Here is a 21,703-nt window from a genome sequence, read left to right on the forward strand (position 1 = left end):
CAGACGTGGACGTTGCCCTCCAGTGGCCCCGCTGGTACGAAGCCAACAAAGCCCTCATCGGGTCCAGCCCTCATGTCCTGTTACCGGGACAGGTTCTGAAATCACCGTCCACGGCCTAGAAGATCCCACCGCAGTCATCCATACAACGCTCTTCGAAGCTGTCTCATCGTTTGCGACAGCATTTCGAACTCCGGCATTTGCACACCCGCAATCAGCACCTATAAGGGGAATCCCATGAACGCCGCAGTCACGCCCATCCGCTCTGCCCTAACCAAGAGTGGCCCCACCGCTGCTGTCCGCCGGCTTCCGCTCCCTGCACCAGCCGCACCTGGGCCGCCGTTGCGTGCAGCAGATGAGAGCTCCGAGATCCTGGCCATCACCCGGAGTACCGTGCAGGCAGCCATGGAAGTCCTGGCCGGAATCCGGCCGGTCCACCAGCTGGCCCGTCGCCTGGATCCCCGTTGCCTTGCCGCCTTGCAGCACCGGGCGGCACTCATCCGGCGCGAGCAATCCCGCACCGCCTCACCGCTCCTTGCCAGGCTGCACAAAAATTCCATAGTGCGCTCTGTCCGGGCCTGCGAGGTCGCCCCGGGAATTTACGAGGCCAGCGCCGTGGTGGTGGACGACGTGCGCGCCCGGGCCGTTGCAGTCCGGCTCGAACGGAGCAAACAGGTCTGGCGGGTCACTGAATTTATGATCGGTTGAGCACCCGGAATGACAGAAGTGCCCGGCGCTCGCGCACCGGGCACTTCCTCTGCCATTTCGGGACTATTGCTGTGCTGGGCGCCCTGGCGTTCGTGGGCTGACCAGCGTCAGAACCGGTTGGCCTGAATCACTGCGTCAGCGGCGCTTCTTCTTTGCCGGCGGACGCTTGGTGGCATCCTGTGCCGCAGCCTTGGCGGGATTGCCTGACCGCGAAGAGGGCCGTCCCTCAACCCGGGTCTGAGAGGCACCGTCTTCACCGGGGGCGGTGTACTGGAGCTGGGCCGGCTTCTCCGGCGCTTCCAGTCCGGCGGCGCGGATCTGCGGTTCGACGTGCTCTGTGTGGCCACCGTCGGCGTCGGCCACCACCACATCCTGGGCGGGAGTGACTTCAACCTCTATGTTGTACAGGAAGCCCACGCTTTCCTCGCGGATGGCCTCCATCATGGCCTGGAACATGGTGAAGCCCTCGCGCTGGTATTCCACCAACGGGTCACGCTGGGCCATGGCACGCAGCCCGATGCCTTCCTTCAGGTAGTCCATCTCGTAGAGGTGTTCCTGCCACTTGCGCCCGATGACAGAGAGCACCACCCGGCGTTCAAGCTCACGCATGCTCTCGGAACCGATGGCCTCTTCGCGTGCCTGGTAGACCACCCGGGCGTCGGACAGGAGTTCCTCCTTGAGGAGATCAACGGTGAGCCTGGACTTGCCGCCTGCCTCCTCGATGATTTCCTCTGGTGTCACGCTGACGGGGTAAAGCGTCTTGAGGTTGGTCCACAACTGGGTGTAATCCCAGTCATCCCCGTTGCCCTCGGCGGTGGCCGAGTCGATAAGGGCCGTGATGGTGTCCTCTATGAAGAACTGCACCTTCTCGTGGAGGTCGTCGCCTTCGAGGATGCGGCGCCGGTCACCGTAAATGGCTTCGCGCTGGCGGTTCAGGACGTCGTCGTACTTCAGGACGTTCTTGCGCTGCTCGGCATTCCGGCCTTCCACCTGCCCCTGCGCGGAGGCGATGGCCCGGGAGACCAGCTTCGATTCCAGTGCAACGTCATCCGGAACCGAACTGTTCATCAGCCGCTCGGCGGCACCGGAGTTGAAGAGCCGCATGAGGTCGTCGGTCAGGGACAGGTAGAAACGCGATTCGCCGGGGTCACCCTGGCGTCCGGAGCGGCCGCGGAGCTGGTTGTCGATGCGGCGGGACTCGTGCCTTTCAGTTCCCAGCACGTACAGGCCGCCGAGTTCCAGCACTTCCTCATGTTCGTCCTTGACGGCCTGCTTGGCTGCTTCAAGGGCAGCGGGCCACGCGGCCTCGTACTCCTCGGAATTCTCTTCCGGGTCCAGCCCCCGCTTGGCAAGTTCTGCCACTGCGGTGAACTCGGCGTTGCCGCCGAGCATGATGTCAGTGCCTCGGCCTGCCATGTTGGTGGCCACCGTGACAGCGCCCTTGCGCCCGGCCTGCGCAACAATGGCCGCTTCACGGGCATGGTTCTTGGCGTTGAGGACCTCGTGCCTGATGCCTTCCTTGGCCAGGAGCCCCGAGAGGTATTCGCTCTTTTCCACACTCGTGGTGCCCACGAGGATGGGCTGGCCCAGTTCGTGGCGCTCGGCAATATCCTTCACGACGGCGTCGAACTTTACTTTTTCGTTCTTGAAGACGAGGTCGGACTGGTCGATCCGCGTCATGTCGCGGTTAGTGGGGATGGCCACCACACCGAGCTTGTAGGTGCCCATGAACTCCGCGGCCTCGGTTTCGGCCGTACCGGTCATGCCCGCCAGCTTCGAGTACATGCGGAAGTAGTTCTGGAGCGTCACGGTGGCGAGGGTCTGGTTCTCGGCCTTGATCTCCACGGCTTCCTTGGCCTCGATGGCCTGGTGCATGCCCTCGTTGTAGCGGCGGCCGGCGAGGATACGGCCGGTGTGTTCGTCGACGATGAGGACTTCGCCGTCGAGGATGACGTAGTCCTTGTCCCGCTTGAACAATTCTTTGGCCTTGATGGCGTTGTTCAGGAACCCGATCAGGGGGGTGTTCGCCGACTCGTAGAGGTTCTGGATGCCGAGGTAGTCCTCGACCTTTTCGATGCCGCTCTCCAGGACGCCCACCGTGCGCTTCTTCTCATCGGTCTCATAGTCCTCGCCGAGCTTGAGCCGCTGCACAACCTTGGCGAATTCGCTGTACCACCGGTTGGTGTCACCCTGGGCAGGGCCCGAAATGATGAGCGGCGTGCGGGCCTCGTCGATCAGGATGGAGTCAACCTCGTCAACGATGGCGAAGTGGTGGCCGCGCTGGACCAGTTCGGACTTGTCCCACGCCATGTTGTCGCGGAGGTAGTCAAAGCCAAACTCGTTGTTCGTGCCGTAGGTGATGTCAGCGGCGTACTGCTGGCGGCGGACGGCGGGATCCTGGTTGGACAGGATGCAACCGCTGGTCAGGCCCAGGAAACGGTAGACGCGGCCCATGAGGTCGGACTGGTACTCGGCAAGGTAGTCGTTCACCGTGATGACGTGAACGCCTTTTCCGGTCAGGGCGTTGAGGAACGCCGGCGCCGTAGCCACGAGGGTCTTTCCTTCGCCGGTCTTCATCTCGGCGATGTTGCCCAGGTGCAGTGCGGCGCCACCCATCAGCTGGACGTCAAAGTGGCGCATGCCCAACGTGCGGGACGAGGCTTCCCGCACGGCCGCGAAGGCCTCCGGCAGAAGATCGTCCAGCTGCACGCCGTCCTGGTAGCGGGCGCGGAGCTGATCGGTTTCCTCGCGGAGTTCGGCGTCCGTGAAGGTCTTGAACGAGTCTTCCAGGGCGTTGATGGAGTCGGCATAGTTCCGCAGTTGCCGCAGGGTTTTTTTGTCACCCGTGCGGAGAAGTTTTTCGATAAGTGATGCCACGTGAAGATACTCCCAGTCTTATGCCGCCGATTCTGGCGTTTTTAGTCTACGGGAGAGACACAGGCCACGCGGCCGGTGTTCCCTGAGAGCGGAGCGGACCCGAACGGCTGGTGCAGGGCTGCCGCGACAGACCCGGCCAGGTCCCCGGCCTGACTGACCACGATGCCGTCCAGCCCCAGCCATTCGGCCATCAGTTCCAGCTCGGCGGCGAGTTCGACGGCGGTCCCGGGCGGGGCGTCAGGCTCGGCGTAGGCGGACCTGACCAGCAGCTTGCCGGCGGCCCGGTCTGCCTTGAGGTCAACCCGCGCCACGATGTTCTCGCCGAGGAGGAAGGGCAGGACGTAGTACCCGAAGCGGCGGCGGTGCTCCGGGGTGTAAATCTCGATCCGGTAGTGGAAGCCGAAGAGCTCCTCAAGCCTGCGCCGCTCAAAAACCAGGGAGTCGAAGGGACTCAGCAAAGCGCGCCCTGCGGCCCGACGCGGAATTCTGGCCTCTGCGTGCAGGAACACCTGCCTGTCCCAGCCGGCCACAGTGACCGGCTCAAGGCGCCCAACACCGATCAGGTGCTCCACGGAGTCAGCGGCGGCCTTGACCGGTGTGCGGAAGTAGTCCGCAAAGCACTTCACAGTTCCAATTCCATGGGCCTGCGCCGCAGCATCGATGAGCCGGTGCATTGCCTGTACAGGGTCCGGTGACTCGTCCAACGCCAGGCCGGGCGGCAACACCCGGGACGTCAGCGCGTACCTTCGCTCGAACTGCTCCGTCCTCGTTGCCGAGGAGATCAGCCCCGCTTCGAACAGATGTTCAAGAACCCTTTTGACGGCGTTCCAGTTCCAGCCCCAGTTCTCGTCACGCCGCGCCTCCACATGCCCGATGCTCGCGGTGAGTTCGGCCGCCGTCATGGCGCGTCCGCGGGCAAGGGTGTCCAGGACCTTCGTGGCCACTTCATCGCGCAGTTCCGGGTCCATTCCGGAGGCACCTACCCACTTCCGCTTTTGCCACAAAAGGAGGTCCTGGAAGTGTTCCGGACGGATGTAACTTGCCTCGTGTGCCCAGTACTCCATCATTCGGCGGGGCTGCGAACCGGACATCCGGGCCAGGATGGTGCGGTCGTAGTTGCCGAGTCTTGAGAAGAAGGGCAGGAAGTGGCTCCGGGAGAGCACATTGACGGAATCGATCTGGACCAGCTGGAGCCGGGCAAAGGTACGGCCCACCGTCCGTGTGGTCACGGGGCCGGCGGGCCGTCCTTTGTCGAGTCCCTGTGCTGCCAGTGCGATCCGCCTTGCCTGATTAAGGCTTAGCGTTGCTGGCAATGCAGTCCTTTCCTACAGGGCTAGGCGCCCTTGACTTGTGCAGCCTCGTCACCGGAACGGTAAGCAAGGATTTTCTCTTCAATGGCGGTTTCCCCTGGTTCGCACTCATGGTCCAGGGTGATCACGCCGTAGGTCCAGCCACGCCGGCGGTACACAACAGAGGGCGTATTGGTGGCTTTGTCCACGAAGAGGTAGAAATCGTGGCCGACGAGCTCCATGTTGTCCACGGCGTCGTCGAGCGTAAGGGAAGCGGCGGGGAAGACTTTGCGCCGGATCAGAACCGGCGAATCGCCGGCGGGGATGTCGTTCTCAACCTCATAGGCTGAGCGCTCAGCAGGTGCTTCCTGCGGCTCCTGGCGGTGACTCGCCTCAACGTAAAGGGGTTCGTTGGCGCTGGCGGGTTCGAGCTCGGCCGTCGCCTCGCGGACGGCCTTGGGTGTATGCCGCCCGTGGTGGACCTTCTTGCGGTCCTTGGCACGGCGGAGACGCTCAAGGAGCTTGTTGTAGGCAAGATCGAACGCAGCGAATTTATCTGCGGCGCTGGCTTCGGCGCGGATTACGGGCCCCCGGCCCAGAACCGTCACTTCGACGGTGAGCTGGTCACCGGTCTGGCGTGCATTCGTTTCCTTGGAAACCTTCGCGTCCACACGCTGGACCTTGTCGCCCAGTGATTCAATCTTTGAGATCTTCTCACCGGCGTATTCGCGGAAGCGGTCTGAGACCGTCAGATTTCGTCCGCTGATCATAAACTCCATGGTGCCCTCCAAATGACTTCGGTGACACGACGGCGGCACATTCCAGGAGCCGATCTGATTGACAGTCGAGCTCCTTTCCGAGCCGCTATCGAAAGGTACAACTTGTTCTTGGTACCCACAACCGACGTTAGTTCATAGCCCCCCGTTATTCATCCTTTATTCGTTTATTTTTTTCCTGGACAGGTGGCTTTCCGCGGGGTCCCGCGGAAGCTGCTTCGCCGCCAGCTGAATCGGGCGGGCGTGTCGCCGCGAGCACAACAGCGCCGGACACGACGGCGCCGCTGGAGTGGAGTGCACGAGCCGCCTCAGCGAGCGTTGCGCCGGTTGTGAGGACGTCATCAACGATGATGCACCGGCGCCCTGCGACCCTTAAGCGCCTGTGTCCCGGTACTGTCATGGAGCCCCGGACGCGCCGCGCCCTGGCCCCGCGGCCGAGTCCCTTTTGACCGCCGGGCAGCTGTTCCATGGCCGCCCGGCGCCGGGATTTCCGGAGGACATCCAGCACCGGAACGTCTGCAGCGGCGTTGGCGCGGCGCCATGCGGCCAGGAGCAGGTGGACGGGGCTGAAGCCCCGCTTGACGAACGCCGAAGTGCTGCTGGGCACGGGCACCAGACACACCTCATCGATGCCGTCGGCGGCGGCAGCGATGCCGCGTCCCAGCCCTTTGGCCAGAACCGACGTGAGCTGATGCTGGCCGTGGCTCTTGAACGTCAGAAGGGCCTTTGCCAGCTCCTCGCGGTAGACCCCGGCCGCCACCACGGGAAGGATGATGCCGGCGTCGACGTTCATCAGAGCAGGTGCCTGCTCCTCCGCCCGGAAAGGGTGCTTCGTGAGAAACCGGACCTGGCGTTCGCAGGCCACGCAGAGCGCCAGGTCCTCGGCGCCGCAACAGACGCAGTCCGCGGGGACTACGAGTGCCAGGAGTTCAGAGCCGGCGGCGGCGAGGAAACCGGTGGCCTTTAGCCACGTTCGCTGGTGTCCGCCGCGATGCTTGGCGGACACCAGCGGGGGCGGCATATGGTCAGGATCTGCAGCGGCGTTCACGTCCCCAGAATCGCCTTGCCGGCGCCGCCCGGCAAGGCCCTGCAGGGCCTATGTGGAAACGCAGCTACGGGTTGAGCGTCAGGTGGTCCTTTATCCCGCGAAGGAAGGGTCGATGGGCCCCTTGAGCTGCGGCGACCAGCCGTTGCCCAACCGCTGGAAAATTCCGTCAGCCGACTGTCCGTAGATCTCCTCCACACCGTTGCCGGCACTGAGCCACACCAGTCCCGGCCAAGGGGCCAGCTGCTGCGGCTCGCCGGAGGTCAGGGACAGCAGCTCCGGCGTCACATTCTCCGCTGCCGAGCCCTCCATCACTGCAACGGTGGTGTCGTTGACCCAGACCCCCTGATCCGGGTCACCGGTTGTCACCAGGGTGATGGGCGAGGTCAGCTCCCTGGGCGTGCCGTCGGCATTCCTGATGATCCCGGCGATCTGAACCCTCGTTTTGCCGCCCTGTTCCGAAATCACCAGAACCCGGACGCCTTCACGGGAGATCCGCAGGTCCTTGACGGTCCGGCCTGCAAGCCAGGACGGTGAGAGCGTCACCGTGGGAACCGCGGCGCCCTCGGCCACTCCGTTGGGGCGGTAGGCCACTACCTCTGTTCCACCGTTCGCTCCGGGCCCGGCGGCCCACACCCAGTCAAAAAGACTGAAGGATGGGTGGGTGATGGTGCTGCGAGTGCTCAGCGCCCGGGCGGGCTGGCCCGGCACCATGCTGTAGAGCGTGGTCCGGCTTTCGTTCAAAAACGCGACCGTCTGCGAGACCGGGGATTCAGCCGGGAAACGGGGTCCGAGCGAGGAAACGGGCTGCATTTCGGGCAGCGGCGAAACCCGGTTGTTCTCGTACCGCACCAGCTCGTTTCCGCTGACGGCGATCTGCCGGCCCGGTACGTTCTTATCCCGGACGGGAGGCAGTACCGAGCCGTTGTCCTCGACCCGGACGAGGTCCTGGTCAGCGCGCAGCTCAACGTTGACGACGTCGGGCTGGCTGCGGAAGGTCAGGGACAGCTGCGTCTGCATCCGGAGCCGGTCCTCAGTGGACGCCTCGGTGAGCTCCTTGGCGCTGAGATCCACCTGCGCCGCTCCGGAAACTACTGGAACCGACTCGCGTGCCAGCTTGATGCCGGAGGGGAAGGCGCTCACCACTGCGCCGCGCAGATAGGGCGCCGGGCCGGCGAGCAGCGCACTGGTCATGGCCTTGACGGTCTTGTTCTTGATGAACCACCGGACATCCGGCACAGCATAGGTGAAGCTGGGATCGTAAAAGTAGATGGGGTACGCGCCGTAGATGACCTTGAAGGTCTCCTCCGGGATAGCGGTGCCGTCCGGGATGGCAGAAATCCGCCACTCGCCGTCGACCTGGGTGACGGTGGCTGGAATGTTCTCGATGGTTCCGGCCGGAGTCTGCGTGGCGATTCCGTCAGCATCCACCGTGTAGGCGACGTCGAGCCGGTAGTTGTAGACATTTTCGACGTCGGTGCCCACCACCTGCGCTTCGCGGTACACCAGGGCACGCTGGTCAGGCTTCCACGCCACAGAGGCCGCCTGGGTCAGATACTCCCGGGCGACGGCGTAATCGCCCTCATATCCGGTACCGGCGCGGTAAAAGTAGTCGATGATGCTCTCCGGAGCGGCCCCCGACTCGGGAGCGGCCGGGAGGAACACCGGAGCATTCAGGTTCCCGGCACTGCCCTCGTCGCTTTTCCCGACAGGCCCGGACGTGGGGATGCGGGCACAGGAGGCAAGGAGCAGGACGACGACGATCAGCACCAGTGCCTTCAGCCGCTCCCGCGTTTTCGGTCCGGTCATGAAGACTCCTTCGGTGTGGCTGCTGCCCCGGCCCGGGCACTCACGCTCGAAGCAGACGCACTCACGGGCACGGCCGGGCCGGACTCCACGACCACCATCCTGTTCTCCTGAGGCACGCCCGGCAGGACGATGTCCTCCGGCTCGAGCTGAACTGGGGAACGTTCGATCTCCCCGCCCTTGCGCAATGGAATCGTCAGCCGGAAGTTTGCTCCACTCCCCTTCTTCCCCCATGCCTGCAGCCAGCCGTTGTGGAGTTTTGTGTCCTCCATGGCGATGGACAAGCCCAGGCCGCTGCCCCCGGTGGTCCGCGCCCGTGCAGGATCAGCGCGCCAGAACCGGTCAAAGACCCTCGCAGCCTCGGCCGGGGTCATCCCGATCCCCTGGTCGCGGACAGCTATGCCCACAGCTCCCTGGTTGGCTGCGACGGTGACCGTGACGGGTTTGCCTTCCCCGTGCTCGACGGCGTTGAGGATGAGGTTCCGCAAAATCCTGTCGATTCTCCTGGCATCCATTTCCGCCACAATGCCCTCGGCGGGCGCCCGGAGGATGATCTCGGACCCGTATTCCGCTGCAACCGGAGCTGCACCTTCAATGACGTGTGCAACGACCTGCAGGATATCTTCGGGTTCCGCGTCCAGCATGGCTACACCGGCGTCGAAGCGGGAGATCTCCAGGAGGTCCGCCAGCAGCGACTGGAACCGCTCCACCTGGTTGTAGAGGAGTTCAGCGGAACGCTTGTTGATGGGATCGAAGTCGTGGCGGGCGTCGTAAAGCACTTCAGCGGCCATCCGCACCGTGGTCAGCGGAGTCCGCAGCTCGTGGGAGACGTCGGAGACGAACCTCTGCTGCATCTGGGACAGTGTGGCCAGCTGGGTGATCTGCTCCTGAAGGCTGGCGGCCATGTGGTTGAATGACGCCCCGAGGCGGGCCACCTCATCCTCCCCCTTGACCACCATCCGCTCCTGCAGTTGGCCGGCAGCAAGCTTCTCCGAGACCAGGGCGGCGTGGCTGACTGGGCTGACCACGTTCCTCGTGACGTACCAGGCGATGGCACCGATCATCAGGACCAGCACCGCCCCGCCGGCCAACAGGACACCCTGGATTTCGTCGAGGGTCTGCTGGGCGGTGTTGAGGTCATAGATCAGGTAGAGCTCGTACACCGTGCCGTTGAAAGTGACCTTGTTGCCCACAGCAATACCTGGGCGGTCTTCGGTGCCCACCGGAATGACAGTGGATGCCCAGTACTGGTCCTTGCCTGACTCCTGGACAGCCTTGCGGAGCTCAGGCGGGATAACGCTGACGGTCAGCTGATCCGAAGCCCTGGACTCCACCCACCTGTTCCGGGGCTTGGTCTGCTCGGGCATCGCCTCAAAGACATAACGCCGCTGGATGACCGAGCCCCGGCCCTCCACCGCGTTCAGGGTGTCATAAACCAGGGTGATGACGCTGGACTGGTCAGTGACCTGGGCGCCGTCGAACGTGTCCTGGACCTGTTTGACGTTGTAACGCGTCTCGGATTCGGCCTGGGTCAGCCGTTCCTGGAAAAGGTTGTTGGCGATCTGGTTGGACAGGTAAGCACCCACTGCCCCGAAGGACGTGACGGCCAGCATGAGCGTGGTGAGGACTGTGCGGAACTGCAGGGACCGGCGCCACCGGCGCTGCAGGGATTTGCCCACATAGCGGAGGGCCGGCATGAAGCGGCGCAGCCCGATTGTGACAAGGCGTGCCACCCGCAGGCCCACGATGATGCCGCGGCGCCGCCAGATCCTGGCCCGGAAAGGAAGCCTGGCCAGCTCTGCTGCCAAGGCATCGGAATGTTCCGGGCCCTTGGCTGCGGCTACGCCCGGTTCGGGGGCACCTTCCGGTCCCGAGGGCTCAGGAACCTGCTTTGTAGCCGACACCACGAACCGTCAATACTACTTCCGGGGCTTCCGGATCACGCTCGATCTTGGACCGGAGCCGTTGTACATGGACGTTTACCAGCCGCGTGTCAGCCGCATGGCGGTAGCCCCAGACCTGCTCCAGCAACAGCTCCCGGGTGAACACCTGCCACGGTTTCCGGGCCAGCGCCACCAGGAGATCAAATTCCAGCGGAGTCAGGGAAATCCGCTCGTCGGAGCGCTTGACCGTGTGGCCGGCCACATCGATGGTGATATCGGCGATCCGCAGCGTTTCCGGAGCCTTCTGATCGCCGGGCCGCAGGCGCGCCCGGACGCGGGCCACCAGTTCGGCGGGCTTGAAAGGCTTGGGCACGTAGTCATCCGCCCCGGACTCCAGCCCGCGGACGACGTCGGACGTGTCGGATTTGGCGGTAAGCATCACGATTGGGACATCGGACTCGGCTCGGATCTGCCGGCAGACCTCGATGCCGTCCACGCCCGGAAGCATGAGGTCGAGCAGCACGAGGTCCGGCTTCGACGAACGGAAGATGTCCAACGCCTGGCCGCCGTCGGCGCAAAAGACAGGCTCGAAGCCGTCATTGCGGAGGACAATCCCGATCATCTCGGCCAGCGCCTCGTCATCATCAACTACCAGAATGCGTGCCTTCATAGTTATATGTTCCCTTATTGAACAGGCTTTGTCCTGCTCAACGCCCTGTACGGCATGGCGCATGCTATGACGCCCGACGCCGGAACTATAGGCTGGCAGGACGCGGACAGTGCCGCGCCGGGGGAAGGAACAAGGTTGTCACACCAGGATCCGAATATGCGGCCGCCGCAGGGCGACGGCCAGTCGTCGTGTGGCCAGTCCTCGGGGGGCCGGTTCCCATGGGAGCCGCCCGCGGGCCCGGCTCCGCAGAACCCTTCCGAGGGCCCGGCACCTGTTCCCGGCGGCCTGGCTCCGGTTCCCTGGGGCAGCGCGCCCGGATGGGGCCAGCCCCCGCAGCATCCCTCCGCCGGACAGCCCGCATGGGGCCAGCCCCCGCAGTATCCCCCCGCCGGCCAGCCCCGCTATGTCGCGCCGCCCAAACCCGGCATCGTCCCGCTCCGCCCGTTGATGTTCGGCGAAATCCTGGACGGCTCTTTCCAGGCAATCCGGGGCAATCCCAAGGCAATGCTGGGGGCTGCACTGCTGGTGAACTCGTTTGCGGCGGTTTTGGCGGCTGTCCTCACCACGTTTACCGCCACCTCGGCTGCCTCGATCGAAAACTGGGCGGAAGGACTGACGGAGCAGGACCTCCTCTCGTTTGTGGTGTCCTTCGCCGGCGGGATCCTGCTCGTTTCGGTGCTGACCATTTTCCTGTCCGCGGTGCTCCAGGGCGCCATGGTTGTTCCGGTGGCCCGGTCCGTCCTGAACCGCTCCACGGGCTTCGGACAGATGTGGCGGCTGGCACGTTCCCGCGTCTGGCCGCTGGTCCGCCTCGCTGCCGTGCTGCTCGCCGGCGGGCTGCTGGCGGTGCTGCTCTTTGTGGCGCTGGCTTTGCTGCTGATCAGCACGGTGGGGGCAGCCGGGGCGCTGGTGCTGATCCCCCTTGGGCTCCTGTACATCCTTCTTTTCATCTGGATCTACATCAAACTGATGGTTGCGCCGGCCGTGGTTGTTGTTGAGGAACTGGGCGCGCTGGACAGCCTGAGCCGCTCCTGGAGCCTCACCCGGAACAACTGGTGGCGGCTCCTGGGCATCACGCTGGTGGTGAGCATCATGGTGGGCGTCATTTCCCAGGTGGTCATGATTCCCGTCTCCCTGCTCTCCAGCTTTTACTCCAGCGTGGTTTCGCCGCACGGCGGGCCCGATCAGGCACTGACCACGGCGATCGTCGTCGGCATTGCCACCGCGGTCATCGGCGCCCTGATCGGCGCAGTGGGATTCGCCTTCCAGACCTCGGTCATGGCACTGCTGTACCTGGACCTCAGGATGCGGTGGGACGGCCTGGACATCGCCCTGCTGCGGCTGCTCGAATCCGGTGCAGACCCCGACAGCATTCCGGGCAGGGGTGTACCGGTCTTCAAGGGCGGCCCCGGGAACAGCCTGGGCAACGGGCCGGACAATGGTCCGCAGCCACCGTACGGGGCATGGCCGAATGGCCGCTGAACCCCCGGTGGCGCCTGGCCGCGACGAAGCCCGCCGTTGGGCCGAGGAGGAACTTGCCAAACCCGAATACCGTGATGCCGATCCCGGCTGGCTGGCCGGCGTCTGGGAAGCCATCATGGATTGGCTCCGCGCCGTGGACGGCCCTGGCGCCGACGGCACCGCCACGGCCCCGTGGATCGGTGTTTTTCTTGTTGCCCTGATCGGAGCGGCCATCATTCTGGTGCGTCCCCGCCTCAACGCCAAGGTAAAGCGCCCCACGGACATGTTCGACGCCGACCCAACAGTCACAGCCACGGCTTACCGTGGGAGGGCGGCGGCCGCAGCCGCTGCAGGCGACTGGGACGCCGCCGTCGTCGACTCTTTCCGCGCTGTGGTGCGAACCGCCGAGGAACGAAACGTACTGGACCCGCGCCCCGGCCGGACCGCGGACGAAGTTGCCCGTGAACTGGCCACGCCCTTCAGCCCGAAGGCCCGGCAGCTGGGCGATGCTGCACGGACGTTTGACGGGGTCCGCTACGGAAACGAATCCGCCGGCCCAACGGCCTACGCCGCGATGCTGGAACTCGACACGGCGCTGCGCTCCCTCAAACCGGAACGCCATCACGTTCCTGCCGGCCGCGATGACGTGGAGGTTCCGGGGTGACTCAGGATCTCAAGGCGAACGCGGGCGCAGGACCCGGCGCGGAACCTGGCGCAGGACCTGGCTCCTGGGTCCGGCGGCACCGCAGCTTTGCACTCACCGGACTGGCGGCCGCAGCCGCACTGGCAGTAATCATTGCGGGACAGCTCGCTCCTAAGGGTGACACTTTGCCCTTGTCGGTGCACAACGCGGGGCCCGGCGGAGCGAAAGCCGTGAGCCAGATCCTGGGTTCACACGGAGTGTCGGTGAAGGACGTGGGTTCCTTCGATCAAGCTGTTCAGGCACTTGACGACAGGCCGGGAGCCACGCTTCTTTTGTACGACGCGAGCGGGTTCCTTGACTCCTCCCAGCTGGCAGGCCTGACCTCGGCCGCCGAACGTACGGTGTTGGTCACGCCGCGGCTGGGCACGCTGACGGCGCTCGACGCCGGAATCAGGCAGGCAGGCGTGGTGCCCGACTCGTCGCCGCTGCTGGAACCCGGCTGCGGCCTCCCGGCTGCAACGGCTGCCGGGACGCTCTCGGGTGATGCAGGCTTCCTGTACGACGGCGGAACGGTGTGCTACCGTCCGCCCGGAAGCGCCGCCGGGCTGCTCACCGTCACCGACGGCGGCACCCTGACCGTGTTGGGGAGTACTTCTGTCATCAGCAACCGTGCGCTGGCCGAGAACGGCAACGCGGCGCTGGTGCTGCGGACACTTGGTACGTCCCGGGATCTGGTCTGGTACCTGCCCGGGCTCAGCGACGCCGCTTCGGAGGCGCCGCGGACCCTGGACGAACTCGCCCCCGCATGGGTGGGGTTCCTTGGCCCGTGGCTGATCTTCGTGGCCGTGCTTGCCATGGTGTGGCGCGGGCGCCGCCTGGGTCCCCTCGTATTTGAACCCCTGCCCGTAGTGGTCAAGGCAGCGGAGACGGCTGAGGGACGCGCCCGGCTCTACCACGAGTCCCACGCCCTGGACCGAGCCCGGGGCAACCTGCGGGCGGGCACGCTGGTGCGGCTGGCACACGCTTTGCGGCTGGGCGCCGGGGCAACCGCGGACGATGTCGCGGCTGCAGCCGCCAGGTACCTGGAACGGCCGGTCACAGAGATTACAGCCCTGGTCCAGGAGCGGCCAGAGACTGAAGCAAGGCTGGTGCAATGGTCACAGGCACTGGAGAAACTAGAGAACGAGGTCAGGACCCGATGAACGAACAGCCCCGTGCCCAGCAAATCCTTGACTCCGGGCAGCAATTCCCGGAGTCGCAGCAGACTGCTGCGGGCCAGCATGATCCCGCGCATCGTGACTCTGCGCATCGTGACGCTGCGCACCAGGATCCTGCGCGGCAGGCGCTCCTGGACGTGCGTCACGAAGTGGCAAAGGCCGTGGTGGGCCAGGACGCAACGGTCACAGGTATGCTCATCGCGCTGCTCTCCGACGGGCACGTGCTCCTCGAGGGTGTGCCAGGCGTCGCCAAAACCCTGCTGGTGCGTGCCCTTTCCGCGGCATTGAGCCTGGATACGAAGCGGGTGCAGTTCACACCAGACCTGATGCCCGGTGACATTACCGGTTCGCTGGTCTATGACTCCCATACCTCGGCTTTCAGCTTCCGCGAGGGTCCGGTCTTCACCAATATCCTGCTCGCCGACGAGATCAACCGCACTCCCCCCAAGACCCAGGCTTCCCTCCTGGAGGCCATGGAGGAGCGGCAGGTGTCCGTTGACGGCGTGTCCCGTCCGCTGCCTTCTCCTTTCCTGGTGGCGGCAACCCAGAACCCCGTTGAGTACGAGGGAACCTACACGCTGCCCGAAGCCCAGCTGGACCGGTTCCTGCTCAAATTGACTATGCCGCTGCCCGGCCGGACCGACGAGGTGGAAGTGATCCGGCGGCACGCGGCCGGCTTCAACCCGCGCGATCTGAACGCCGCCGGCGTCCGGGCCGTGGCCGGCGCCGAAGATCTTGAACGGGCGCGGCAGGCCGTGGCAACAGTCGCGGTGGAACCGGAAATCATCGGGTACATCGTGGATCTGGTCCGCGCCACCCGGCAGGCGCCGTCGTTCCAGCTGGGCGTCTCGCCCCGCGGCGCAACAGCCCTGCTGAACACCTCCAGGGCCTGGGCATGGCTGTCCGGGCGGAGCTTCGTCACGCCGGACGACGTCAAAGCACTGGCGCTGCCGTGCCTGCGCCACCGGGTGGCACTGCAGCCGGACGCACAGATGGACGGGGTGCGGGTGGATGATGTCCTCGGCAGCATCCTGGCCTCTGTCCCCGTCCCCCGCTGATCCGCAACAGCAATGGCACTCTCCGGACGTTTCGTACTGCTCGCCCTGCTGGGGCTGGTGCCTGTCCTGCTGCTGCCTGGCTGGGGATCGGTGCTGGGGGTACTCGTTGTCCTCGCCGCATTGCTGTGCCTGGATCTCGGCCTGGCAGCGTCCCCGCGAACCATCGAGGTCCGGCGGGCTGACCCGGGCAACGTGACGCTGCACGGCACAGCCGTTTCCGTCCTCACCGTCTTCAACAACGGCCCGCGCCGGTTGCGTGCCACCGTCCGGGACGCCTGGCAACCGTCGGCCGGCGCCCAGGATCCGGTCCAGGAACTTCAGGTCCCCGGCCAGGAGAGCCGCCGCCTGACAGTGCGGCTCCGGCCCGTCCGCCGCGGTGACATGAAAGTCCCCCACGTTACGGTCCGCTCCCATGGTCCCCTGGGGCTCGCAGCCCGGCAGCGGACGGTTCCCTGCCCCGGCGTCCTGAGGGTCCTGCCGCCCTTCCACTCACGGCGGCACCTGCCGTCCAAGCTCAGGAAGCTCCGCGAACTGGACGGCAAAGCGGCGGTGCAGATCCGTGGGGCGGGCACTGAATTCGATTCGCTCCGGGACTATGTCCGGGGGGACGACGTCCGTTCCATCGACTGGCGGGCAACCGCCCGGCGCTCCGCCGTCGTCGTGCGCACATGGCGGCCCGAACGCGACCGGCGGGTGGTGATCATGCTGGATACGTCCCGGACCGCGGCGGCGCGGATTGAGGACGAGCCGCGGCTGGACACCGGAATGGAAGCGGCGCTGCTGCTGGCGGTGCTCGCCGAACGCGGCGGCGACAGGGTGGATTTCCTCGCCTTCGACCGCCGCCCCCGCGCCAGGGCAGGTTCCGCCACGTCCGGCAATCTCCTGGGTCAGCTGGTACAGGCGATGGCACCGCTCGAAGCAGAGCTGATCGAACTTGACTGGTCCAGCATCCCGGGCCAGATCCGGGCGGTTTCCGCCCACCGTTCCCTGGTGGTCCTGCTGACGTCGTTGGACGGCGGTGCGCCGGAGGAGGGGCTCATTCCTGTTGCTGCGCAGCTGGCACGGCAGCACGTTGTGGTGGTCGCAACGGTCCGCGATCCGGTGCTGGGGCAGATGCTCCAGGAACGCACGAACGCCACCGACGTCTTCCGGGCGGCCTCAGCCGAACGCGCACTCCTGGAACGTGCGGCTGTGGCGGCCGAACTCCGGCAGCACGGCGTGGAAGTGGTGGATGCGGAACCGCACCAACTGCCGCCGCAGCTTGCCGACATGTACATCCGGCTCAAGGCTGCCGGTAGATTATGAACCAACCGCAGCGCACCCCCGCGGTGCCGTCCAGGAGGTCACCAATGAACGTTTCCATCTATAAACAGGCCCTGGGCGAGGACTTCCACCGGCTGCAGCCTGAGCTTCAGGAGTACTTTTCCCTGGTGCCCGGCTCCGGCAGTTACGGCGTGGGGGAAGGCGTATTCGACGTCGTGGGTTGCCGGCAGGCGTGGCTGCGGCCCTTGTTGAAGCTCACCTCCGGGGAGGAGGCCTTCTTCCCTGAGTACGGGGAAGACATTCCCTTCAGGATCGAAAACCATGCGCACCAGGACCCGTTCGGACGCTCCAGCCTGACAGCCCGGCGGGAAATCCGGTTCCCCGGGCACCGCCGGATTTTCCAGGACACCACCAGCATCATTGATGCCCCTGACGGCCCGCGGCTGGTGGACTATCTGGGCAGGTTCCGGCGCATGGTGACGGATCTCAATGTCAGTGTGACAGCGGAGGGCAGGCTGCGCGGGGTCTCGGAAGATTCCCGGCTTTTCCTTGGCCCGCTCCGCATGCCCCTGCCGGCAATGGTTGACGCCAAGGCCTATGCCCAACAGTGGTGGGACGCCGACGCGGGAGAGAACGGATCGCACCGGATCCAGGTCAAGGTCATCCAGCCCCAGATCGGCCAGGTGCTGGTCTACGCCGGCAGCTTCAATTACCGCCTGCGCCCTTACGTCGGCGGCAGTTCGGCGGCGAGCTTCCTCCCCCGCTACGCCCAGCCGGACCGGTGGGAAAACCGGGTGTAGCCAGGCTAGCCGTGGGCCTGCTGGTTCAGCCCGTCAGCCACCTGGGTGAGCCGTGCCAGCACGGCGGTGGCGGTGGCGGGCGTGTGGCCCGCAAGCCCGCCGGAAGGGGTAACGCGCACACTGCCCAGGGACGACGCCGGAAGGCCCAGCTGGCGCCAGGGCCGCCACACGGCGTCCACGGCCTCGCCCACCTTGGGCAGGGTGCCATTGCTGAGGTCCAGGGCGCCCGCCCAAAGCCGTTTGCCCGCCTCAACCGCCGGGGCCAGCTGCTCCCACTGCCGCGTTGTCAGGGCTTTCAGGGGCACGGCAACCCCGTCCGCGCCGGCGGCAATAATACGTTCGATCGGCGCTTCGATTTCCGGAACCGAAATGACGATTTCGGCGGCACCGGCGGCGCGGAGGGCCTCGATCACCAGGCGCCACGACTCGGTGACCTCCTGGCCACCCACGGCCCGCAGTGTGCGGTAACCGCTCGACGTCGGAATGGTGCCGGCAAGCACGGCCGCGATATCCGGCTCATCGAGTTGGACCACCAGCCGCGCGCCGGGAACCGCACTTGAGACCTTGGACAGGTGGCTCTGAACACCGGCCGCCAGGGAGTCCGCAATGTCCCGCCGGGCTCCGTAGTCCAGCACCGCACGTTCGCCGTTGTGCAGGTGCAGCCCGGCCGCGAGGCTGAGCGGGCCCATCAGCTGGAGTTTGATCTCTGCGGCGGGAGTGTCCTCCGCGCCGGCCACATCGGCCAGGACATTGATGTCCGTTGACAGCGCAGACGCGGCGCGGCGGAAGTCCTTGCCGGGACGGTCCACCAGGCGCCAGCCGTAGGGCTGGACATCAACGGCCAGCTCAACCAGGAGGGACGCAGTCCGGCCAAGGGCGTCCGAGCCGACGCCACGGTCCGGAAGTTCGGCCAGGAACGGCAGGTGCGGGCTGCCCAGCTCGCCGCGGATGATGCGGGTGGCCTCTACGGGGTCCTCCCCTGGCCAGGGCCCCAGCCCGGTGGCGGTTACTTCCACTCTGCGGCAGCCTGGTGGTCCTCGGCGATGGCCTCATGGTGGCGGATAACCTCGCCGATGATGAAATTGAGGAACTTTTCCGCGAAGGCCGGATCGAGGTGGGCGTCCTCTGCAAGCCGGCGGAGCCGCGCTATCTGGGCGGTTTCGCGGCCGGGGTCCCCTGCCGGGAGCCGGTGCGCCGCCTTGAGGAAACCCACTTTCTGGGTTGCCTTGAACCGTTCGGCCAACAGGTACACGAGGGTGGCATCAATGTTGTCAATGCTGGAGCGGATGGACAGCAGTTCCGCCATCACCGATTCGTTCACTTGGCCGGCCAGCGAACTCGCGGCGGGATCGAAAGCGTCGGTTTCGGGAACTTCGTGGTTTTGCTGCGTCATGATCCAAGTCTATGGGCAGCCGGGTGGCGGGGCCTGCTCCGCGTCGCTGAGTGCACTTACGCAACGCAAAGCAGGCCCCACTTCGCGCCTAGCCCGCCAGCAGCGCCCGGTGCGCCTCGCGCCGGCGTGCCTGCTCGTCCGGATCAGGAACCGGCAGGGACGCGATCAGGCGTTTGGTGTACTCGTGCTGCGGCGCCCCCATGATCTGGCTGCCGATCCCCTGCTCCACCAGCTTGCCCTTGTACAGCACCCCCACCCACTGCGAGAGGATGTCCACCACGGCGAGGTCGTGGCTGATGAACAGCGCCGCGAATCCGAACTCGGCCTGGATCTCCTTGAAGAGTTCCAGAACCTTGGCCTGCACCGAAACGTCCAGGGCCGACGTCGGCTCATCCGCGATCAGGAGCCTCGGGTTCAGAATGAGGGCCCGCGCGAGGGAAGCCCGCTGGCGCTGGCCGCCGGAGAGCTCGTGCGGGTACCGGTCAGCGTACGACGCCGGCAACTGGACTGATTCGAGCAGCTCACCGACGCGTTTGCGCGCCTGCGCAGGGCTGGGGTTGGTGTGGATGATCATGGGCTCTGCCACGCAGTCGCCGATGGTCAGTTGCGGGTTGAAGGACGCGGCCGGATCCTGGAAGACGAAGCCGATGTCCTTCCGCAGCGGTTTGAACGTCCGCTCCTTCAGGTTCAGCATTTCGTAGCCCAGCACCTTCAGGCTGCCACCCGTCGTCCGGTTCAGGCCCGCGATGGCCCGGCCGATGGTGGTCTTTCCTGAGCCGGATTCGCCCACCAGCCCGAAGACTTCACCTTCCGAGACGGTAAAGCTGACCCCGTCCACGGCCTTGAAGGCAGGGGTGCCCAGCCGGCCGGGGTATTCAATGGTCAGGTTGGTTGCCTCCACCAGCACCGGCGAGCCCTGGTGGGCGCGTTCCAGCAACCCCTCCGAGGCAGAGTTCCTGCCCAGGTGGGGAACAGCGGCCAGCAGCTTCTTGGTGTAGGCCTGTTTGGGCTCGGCGAACAGCACCCGCGCGGGTGCCTCCTCCACGACGTCGCCCTGGTACATCACCACAACGCGGTCCGCGAGGTCCGCCACCACACCCATGTTGTGGGTGATCAGGACGATCGATGTGCCGTACTTGTCGCGAAGGTCCCGCAACAGCTCCAGGATCTCCGCCTGGACGGTCACATCCAAGGCCGTGGTGGGTTCGTCCGCAACGATCAGCCCCGGGTTCAGGGCCAGGGCTGCGGCAATCACCACACGCTGCTTCTGGCCGCCGGAAAACTGGTGCGGATAGTAGTTGACCCTGTGTTCAGGATCCGGGATCCCGACTTTGCGCAGTGCTTCGATGGCACGGGCCTTGGCGTCCTTGGCGGAGACACGCTTTCCACCGGGACCGCCGGCGTGGGCACGGATTCCTTCGGCAATCTGCCAGCCCACGGTGAAGACGGGGTTCAGGGCAGTTGATGGTTCCTGGAACACCATGGCCACATCCCGGCCACGGATCTGCCTCAGCTTCGAGGCGCTGACGCTGATCACGTTGTTCCCGTTGATCAGGACTGCTCCGCCGCTGGTGGCGGTCTCCGGGAGGAGCCCCAGGATGGTCTTGGCGGTCACTGTTTTGCCGGAACCGGATTCGCCCACGATCGCGAGGACCTCTCCGGACCGGACGTCCAGGCTGACATCCTTGACGGCGTGCACGTCCCCGCCGTCCGTGGCGAAAGTGACCTTAAGGTGGTTGATTTCCAGGACCGGCTGATTCCCCGGCGTGGACTGGTCCGAAATGGACCCTATGTTGATGGTCACAGTCCGCTCACTTCCGCTCTGATTGCTGCCGTGCCGACGATTGGATCCGGGCCGCCGGTGCCTGCTGCCTTGCGTCCGCGAAGGCGGGGATCGTTCAGGTCATTGATGCTCTCGCCCATGAGGGTCAGGCCCATCACGGTCAGAACTATCGCCACACCGGGAAAGAGCCCGGTCCACCAGATCCCGGAGGTGGTATCCGCGAGCGCCTTGTTCAGGTCGTATCCCCACTCGGCTGCGGAACTTGGCTCGATGCCGAAGCCCAGGAAACCGAGCCCGGCCAGGACCAGGATGGCCTCCGAGGCGTTCAGGGTGAAAATCAAGGGCAGGGTGCGGGTGGCGTTTTTGTAGATGTGGCGGCTCATGATGCGGATGTTCGAGGCACCCACAACTTTGGCTGATTCAACGAACGGTTCAGCTTTCAGCCTGACAGTCTCGGCACGGATCACCCGGAAATACTGGGGAATGAAGACCAGCGTGATGGCCGTGCCGGCCGCGAAGACACCGCCAATGAGGCTGGATTGGCCGCCGCTGATGACGATGGCCATCACGATGGCCACCAGCAGCGACGGGAAGGCGTAGACAGCATCGGCAATGACCACCAGGATCCGGTCCAGCCAGCCGCCAAAATAGCCGCTCACCAACCCCAGGACCACGCCGATGACGATGGACATCAGCACAGCCACCACGATGACGAACAAGGCAGTCTGCGCTCCCCAGATGACCCGGGACAGGACGTCGTACCCGCCCACCGTGGTGCCCAGCAGGTGTTTGCCGCCGGGAGCCTCCTGGGTGGGGAAGTTGCCGTCCGCATCCGCGAGCTGCGAGAAACCGTAGGGGGCCAGCAACGGGGCGAGGAGCGCTGTCAGGAGGAAAAGTCCGGTGAGGACCAGGCCGGCCACCAGCATGCCGCGCTGCAGCCCCACGCTCCTGTTTAGGTGCGAGACTACCGGCAGGCGCCGGTAGAAGGGGGCCCGTGGGTTGGCCATGGGTTCGTTTGCGGGAAGGACGCTCAT

The 21,703-nt window shown here is 65.5% G+C and carries 18 protein-coding genes; 7 read left to right on the forward strand and 11 right to left on the reverse strand.

The window, feature by feature from the left end:
- The first annotated feature begins 234 nt into the window (after positions 1-234).
- Positions 235-705: an Rv3235 family protein gene (locus tag ACP7AX_RS03870; RefSeq protein WP_426225454.1), complete on the forward strand. Its 471-nt coding sequence runs from the start codon at positions 235-237 to the stop codon at positions 703-705.
- Between the two features lie 135 nt (positions 706-840).
- Here the strand turns inward: ACP7AX_RS03870 and secA are convergent, their stop codons facing one another.
- The 7 genes from secA to mtrA form a co-directional block, all read right to left on the reverse strand.
- Positions 841-3,582, reverse strand: coding sequence for a preprotein translocase subunit SecA (gene secA / locus ACP7AX_RS03875; RefSeq protein ID WP_426225455.1), 2,742 nt, complete (start codon positions 3,580-3,582; stop codon positions 841-843).
- A gap of 41 nt (positions 3,583-3,623) precedes the next feature.
- Positions 3,624-4,895, reverse strand: coding sequence for a winged helix-turn-helix domain-containing protein (locus ACP7AX_RS03880; protein ID WP_426225456.1), 1,272 nt, complete (start codon positions 4,893-4,895; stop codon positions 3,624-3,626).
- Positions 4,896-4,915: 20 nt separating this feature from the next.
- Positions 4,916-5,650 (reverse strand): ribosome hibernation-promoting factor, HPF/YfiA family, encoded by a 735-nt coding sequence (gene hpf / locus ACP7AX_RS03885; RefSeq protein ID WP_426225457.1) that lies wholly within the window; start codon positions 5,648-5,650, stop codon positions 4,916-4,918.
- A gap of 145 nt (positions 5,651-5,795) precedes the next feature.
- Positions 5,796-6,695, reverse strand: coding sequence for a ComF family protein (locus tag ACP7AX_RS03890; protein WP_426225458.1), 900 nt, complete (start codon positions 6,693-6,695; stop codon positions 5,796-5,798).
- Between the two features lie 90 nt (positions 6,696-6,785).
- Positions 6,786-8,501, reverse strand: a complete 1,716-nt coding sequence (locus tag ACP7AX_RS03895; RefSeq protein ID WP_426225459.1) for an LpqB family beta-propeller domain-containing protein — start codon at positions 8,499-8,501, stop codon at positions 6,786-6,788.
- Positions 8,498-10,405 (reverse strand): MtrAB system histidine kinase MtrB, encoded by a 1,908-nt coding sequence (mtrB, locus tag ACP7AX_RS03900; protein WP_426225460.1) that lies wholly within the window; start codon positions 10,403-10,405, stop codon positions 8,498-8,500. Before mtrB ends, ACP7AX_RS03895 begins: the two co-directional genes overlap by 4 nt.
- Positions 10,377-11,051: an MtrAB system response regulator MtrA gene (gene mtrA / locus ACP7AX_RS03905; protein WP_131682694.1), complete on the reverse strand. Its 675-nt coding sequence runs from the start codon at positions 11,049-11,051 to the stop codon at positions 10,377-10,379. Before mtrA ends, mtrB begins: the two co-directional genes overlap by 29 nt.
- Before the next feature lie 156 nt (positions 11,052-11,207).
- Between mtrA and ACP7AX_RS03910 the strand changes: the two genes are divergently transcribed.
- The 6 genes from ACP7AX_RS03910 to ACP7AX_RS03935 are packed head-to-tail and all read left to right on the forward strand — an operon-like array spanning position 11,208 to position 17,493.
- Positions 11,208-12,533 carry a hypothetical protein gene (locus ACP7AX_RS03910; protein WP_426225461.1) on the forward strand — a complete coding sequence of 442 codons (1,326 nt, stop codon included), beginning with the start codon at positions 11,208-11,210 and terminating at the stop codon, positions 12,531-12,533.
- Positions 12,523-13,176 carry a DUF4129 domain-containing protein gene (locus ACP7AX_RS03915; protein WP_426225462.1) on the forward strand — a complete coding sequence of 218 codons (654 nt, stop codon included), beginning with the start codon at positions 12,523-12,525 and terminating at the stop codon, positions 13,174-13,176. The genes ACP7AX_RS03910 and ACP7AX_RS03915 overlap by 11 nt, the downstream gene beginning before the upstream one ends.
- On the forward strand, positions 13,173-14,357 hold the full coding sequence (locus ACP7AX_RS03920; protein ID WP_426225463.1) for a DUF4350 domain-containing protein: 1,185 nt from the start codon (positions 13,173-13,175) through the stop codon (positions 14,355-14,357). The genes ACP7AX_RS03915 and ACP7AX_RS03920 overlap by 4 nt, the downstream gene beginning before the upstream one ends.
- On the forward strand, positions 14,354-15,430 hold the full coding sequence (locus ACP7AX_RS03925) for an AAA family ATPase (protein ID WP_426225464.1): 1,077 nt from the start codon (positions 14,354-14,356) through the stop codon (positions 15,428-15,430). Before ACP7AX_RS03920 ends, ACP7AX_RS03925 begins: the two co-directional genes overlap by 4 nt.
- Positions 15,431-15,442: 12 nt before the next feature.
- Positions 15,443-16,735: a DUF58 domain-containing protein gene (locus tag ACP7AX_RS03930; protein WP_426225465.1), complete on the forward strand. Its 1,293-nt coding sequence runs from the start codon at positions 15,443-15,445 to the stop codon at positions 16,733-16,735.
- Positions 16,736-16,779: 44 nt separating this feature from the next.
- A complete protein-coding gene (locus ACP7AX_RS03935) occupies positions 16,780-17,493 on the forward strand; it encodes a DUF4166 domain-containing protein (RefSeq protein WP_426225466.1) in 714 nt (237 codons plus the stop codon).
- 5 nt (positions 17,494-17,498) lie between these two features.
- Here ACP7AX_RS03935 and ACP7AX_RS03940 read toward each other — a convergent pair whose 3' ends face one another.
- The 4 genes from ACP7AX_RS03940 to ACP7AX_RS03955 form a co-directional block, all read right to left on the reverse strand.
- Positions 17,499-18,509: a hypothetical protein gene (locus tag ACP7AX_RS03940; RefSeq protein ID WP_426225467.1), complete on the reverse strand. Its 1,011-nt coding sequence runs from the start codon at positions 18,507-18,509 to the stop codon at positions 17,499-17,501.
- Positions 18,500-18,886, reverse strand: a complete 387-nt coding sequence (locus ACP7AX_RS03945; RefSeq protein ID WP_131682701.1) for a chorismate mutase — start codon at positions 18,884-18,886, stop codon at positions 18,500-18,502. Before ACP7AX_RS03945 ends, ACP7AX_RS03940 begins: the two co-directional genes overlap by 10 nt.
- Before the next feature lie 88 nt (positions 18,887-18,974).
- A complete protein-coding gene (locus tag ACP7AX_RS03950; protein WP_131682702.1) occupies positions 18,975-20,690 on the reverse strand; it encodes a dipeptide ABC transporter ATP-binding protein in 1,716 nt (571 codons plus the stop codon).
- A complete protein-coding gene (locus ACP7AX_RS03955; RefSeq protein ID WP_131682703.1) occupies positions 20,687-21,703 on the reverse strand; it encodes an ABC transporter permease subunit in 1,017 nt (338 codons plus the stop codon). The genes ACP7AX_RS03950 and ACP7AX_RS03955 overlap by 4 nt, the downstream gene beginning before the upstream one ends.

Origin of the sequence: Pseudarthrobacter sp. DSP2-3-2b1 (genome assembly GCF_049895945.1) — a bacterium.
GTDB lineage: Bacteria > Actinomycetota > Actinomycetes > Actinomycetales > Micrococcaceae > Arthrobacter.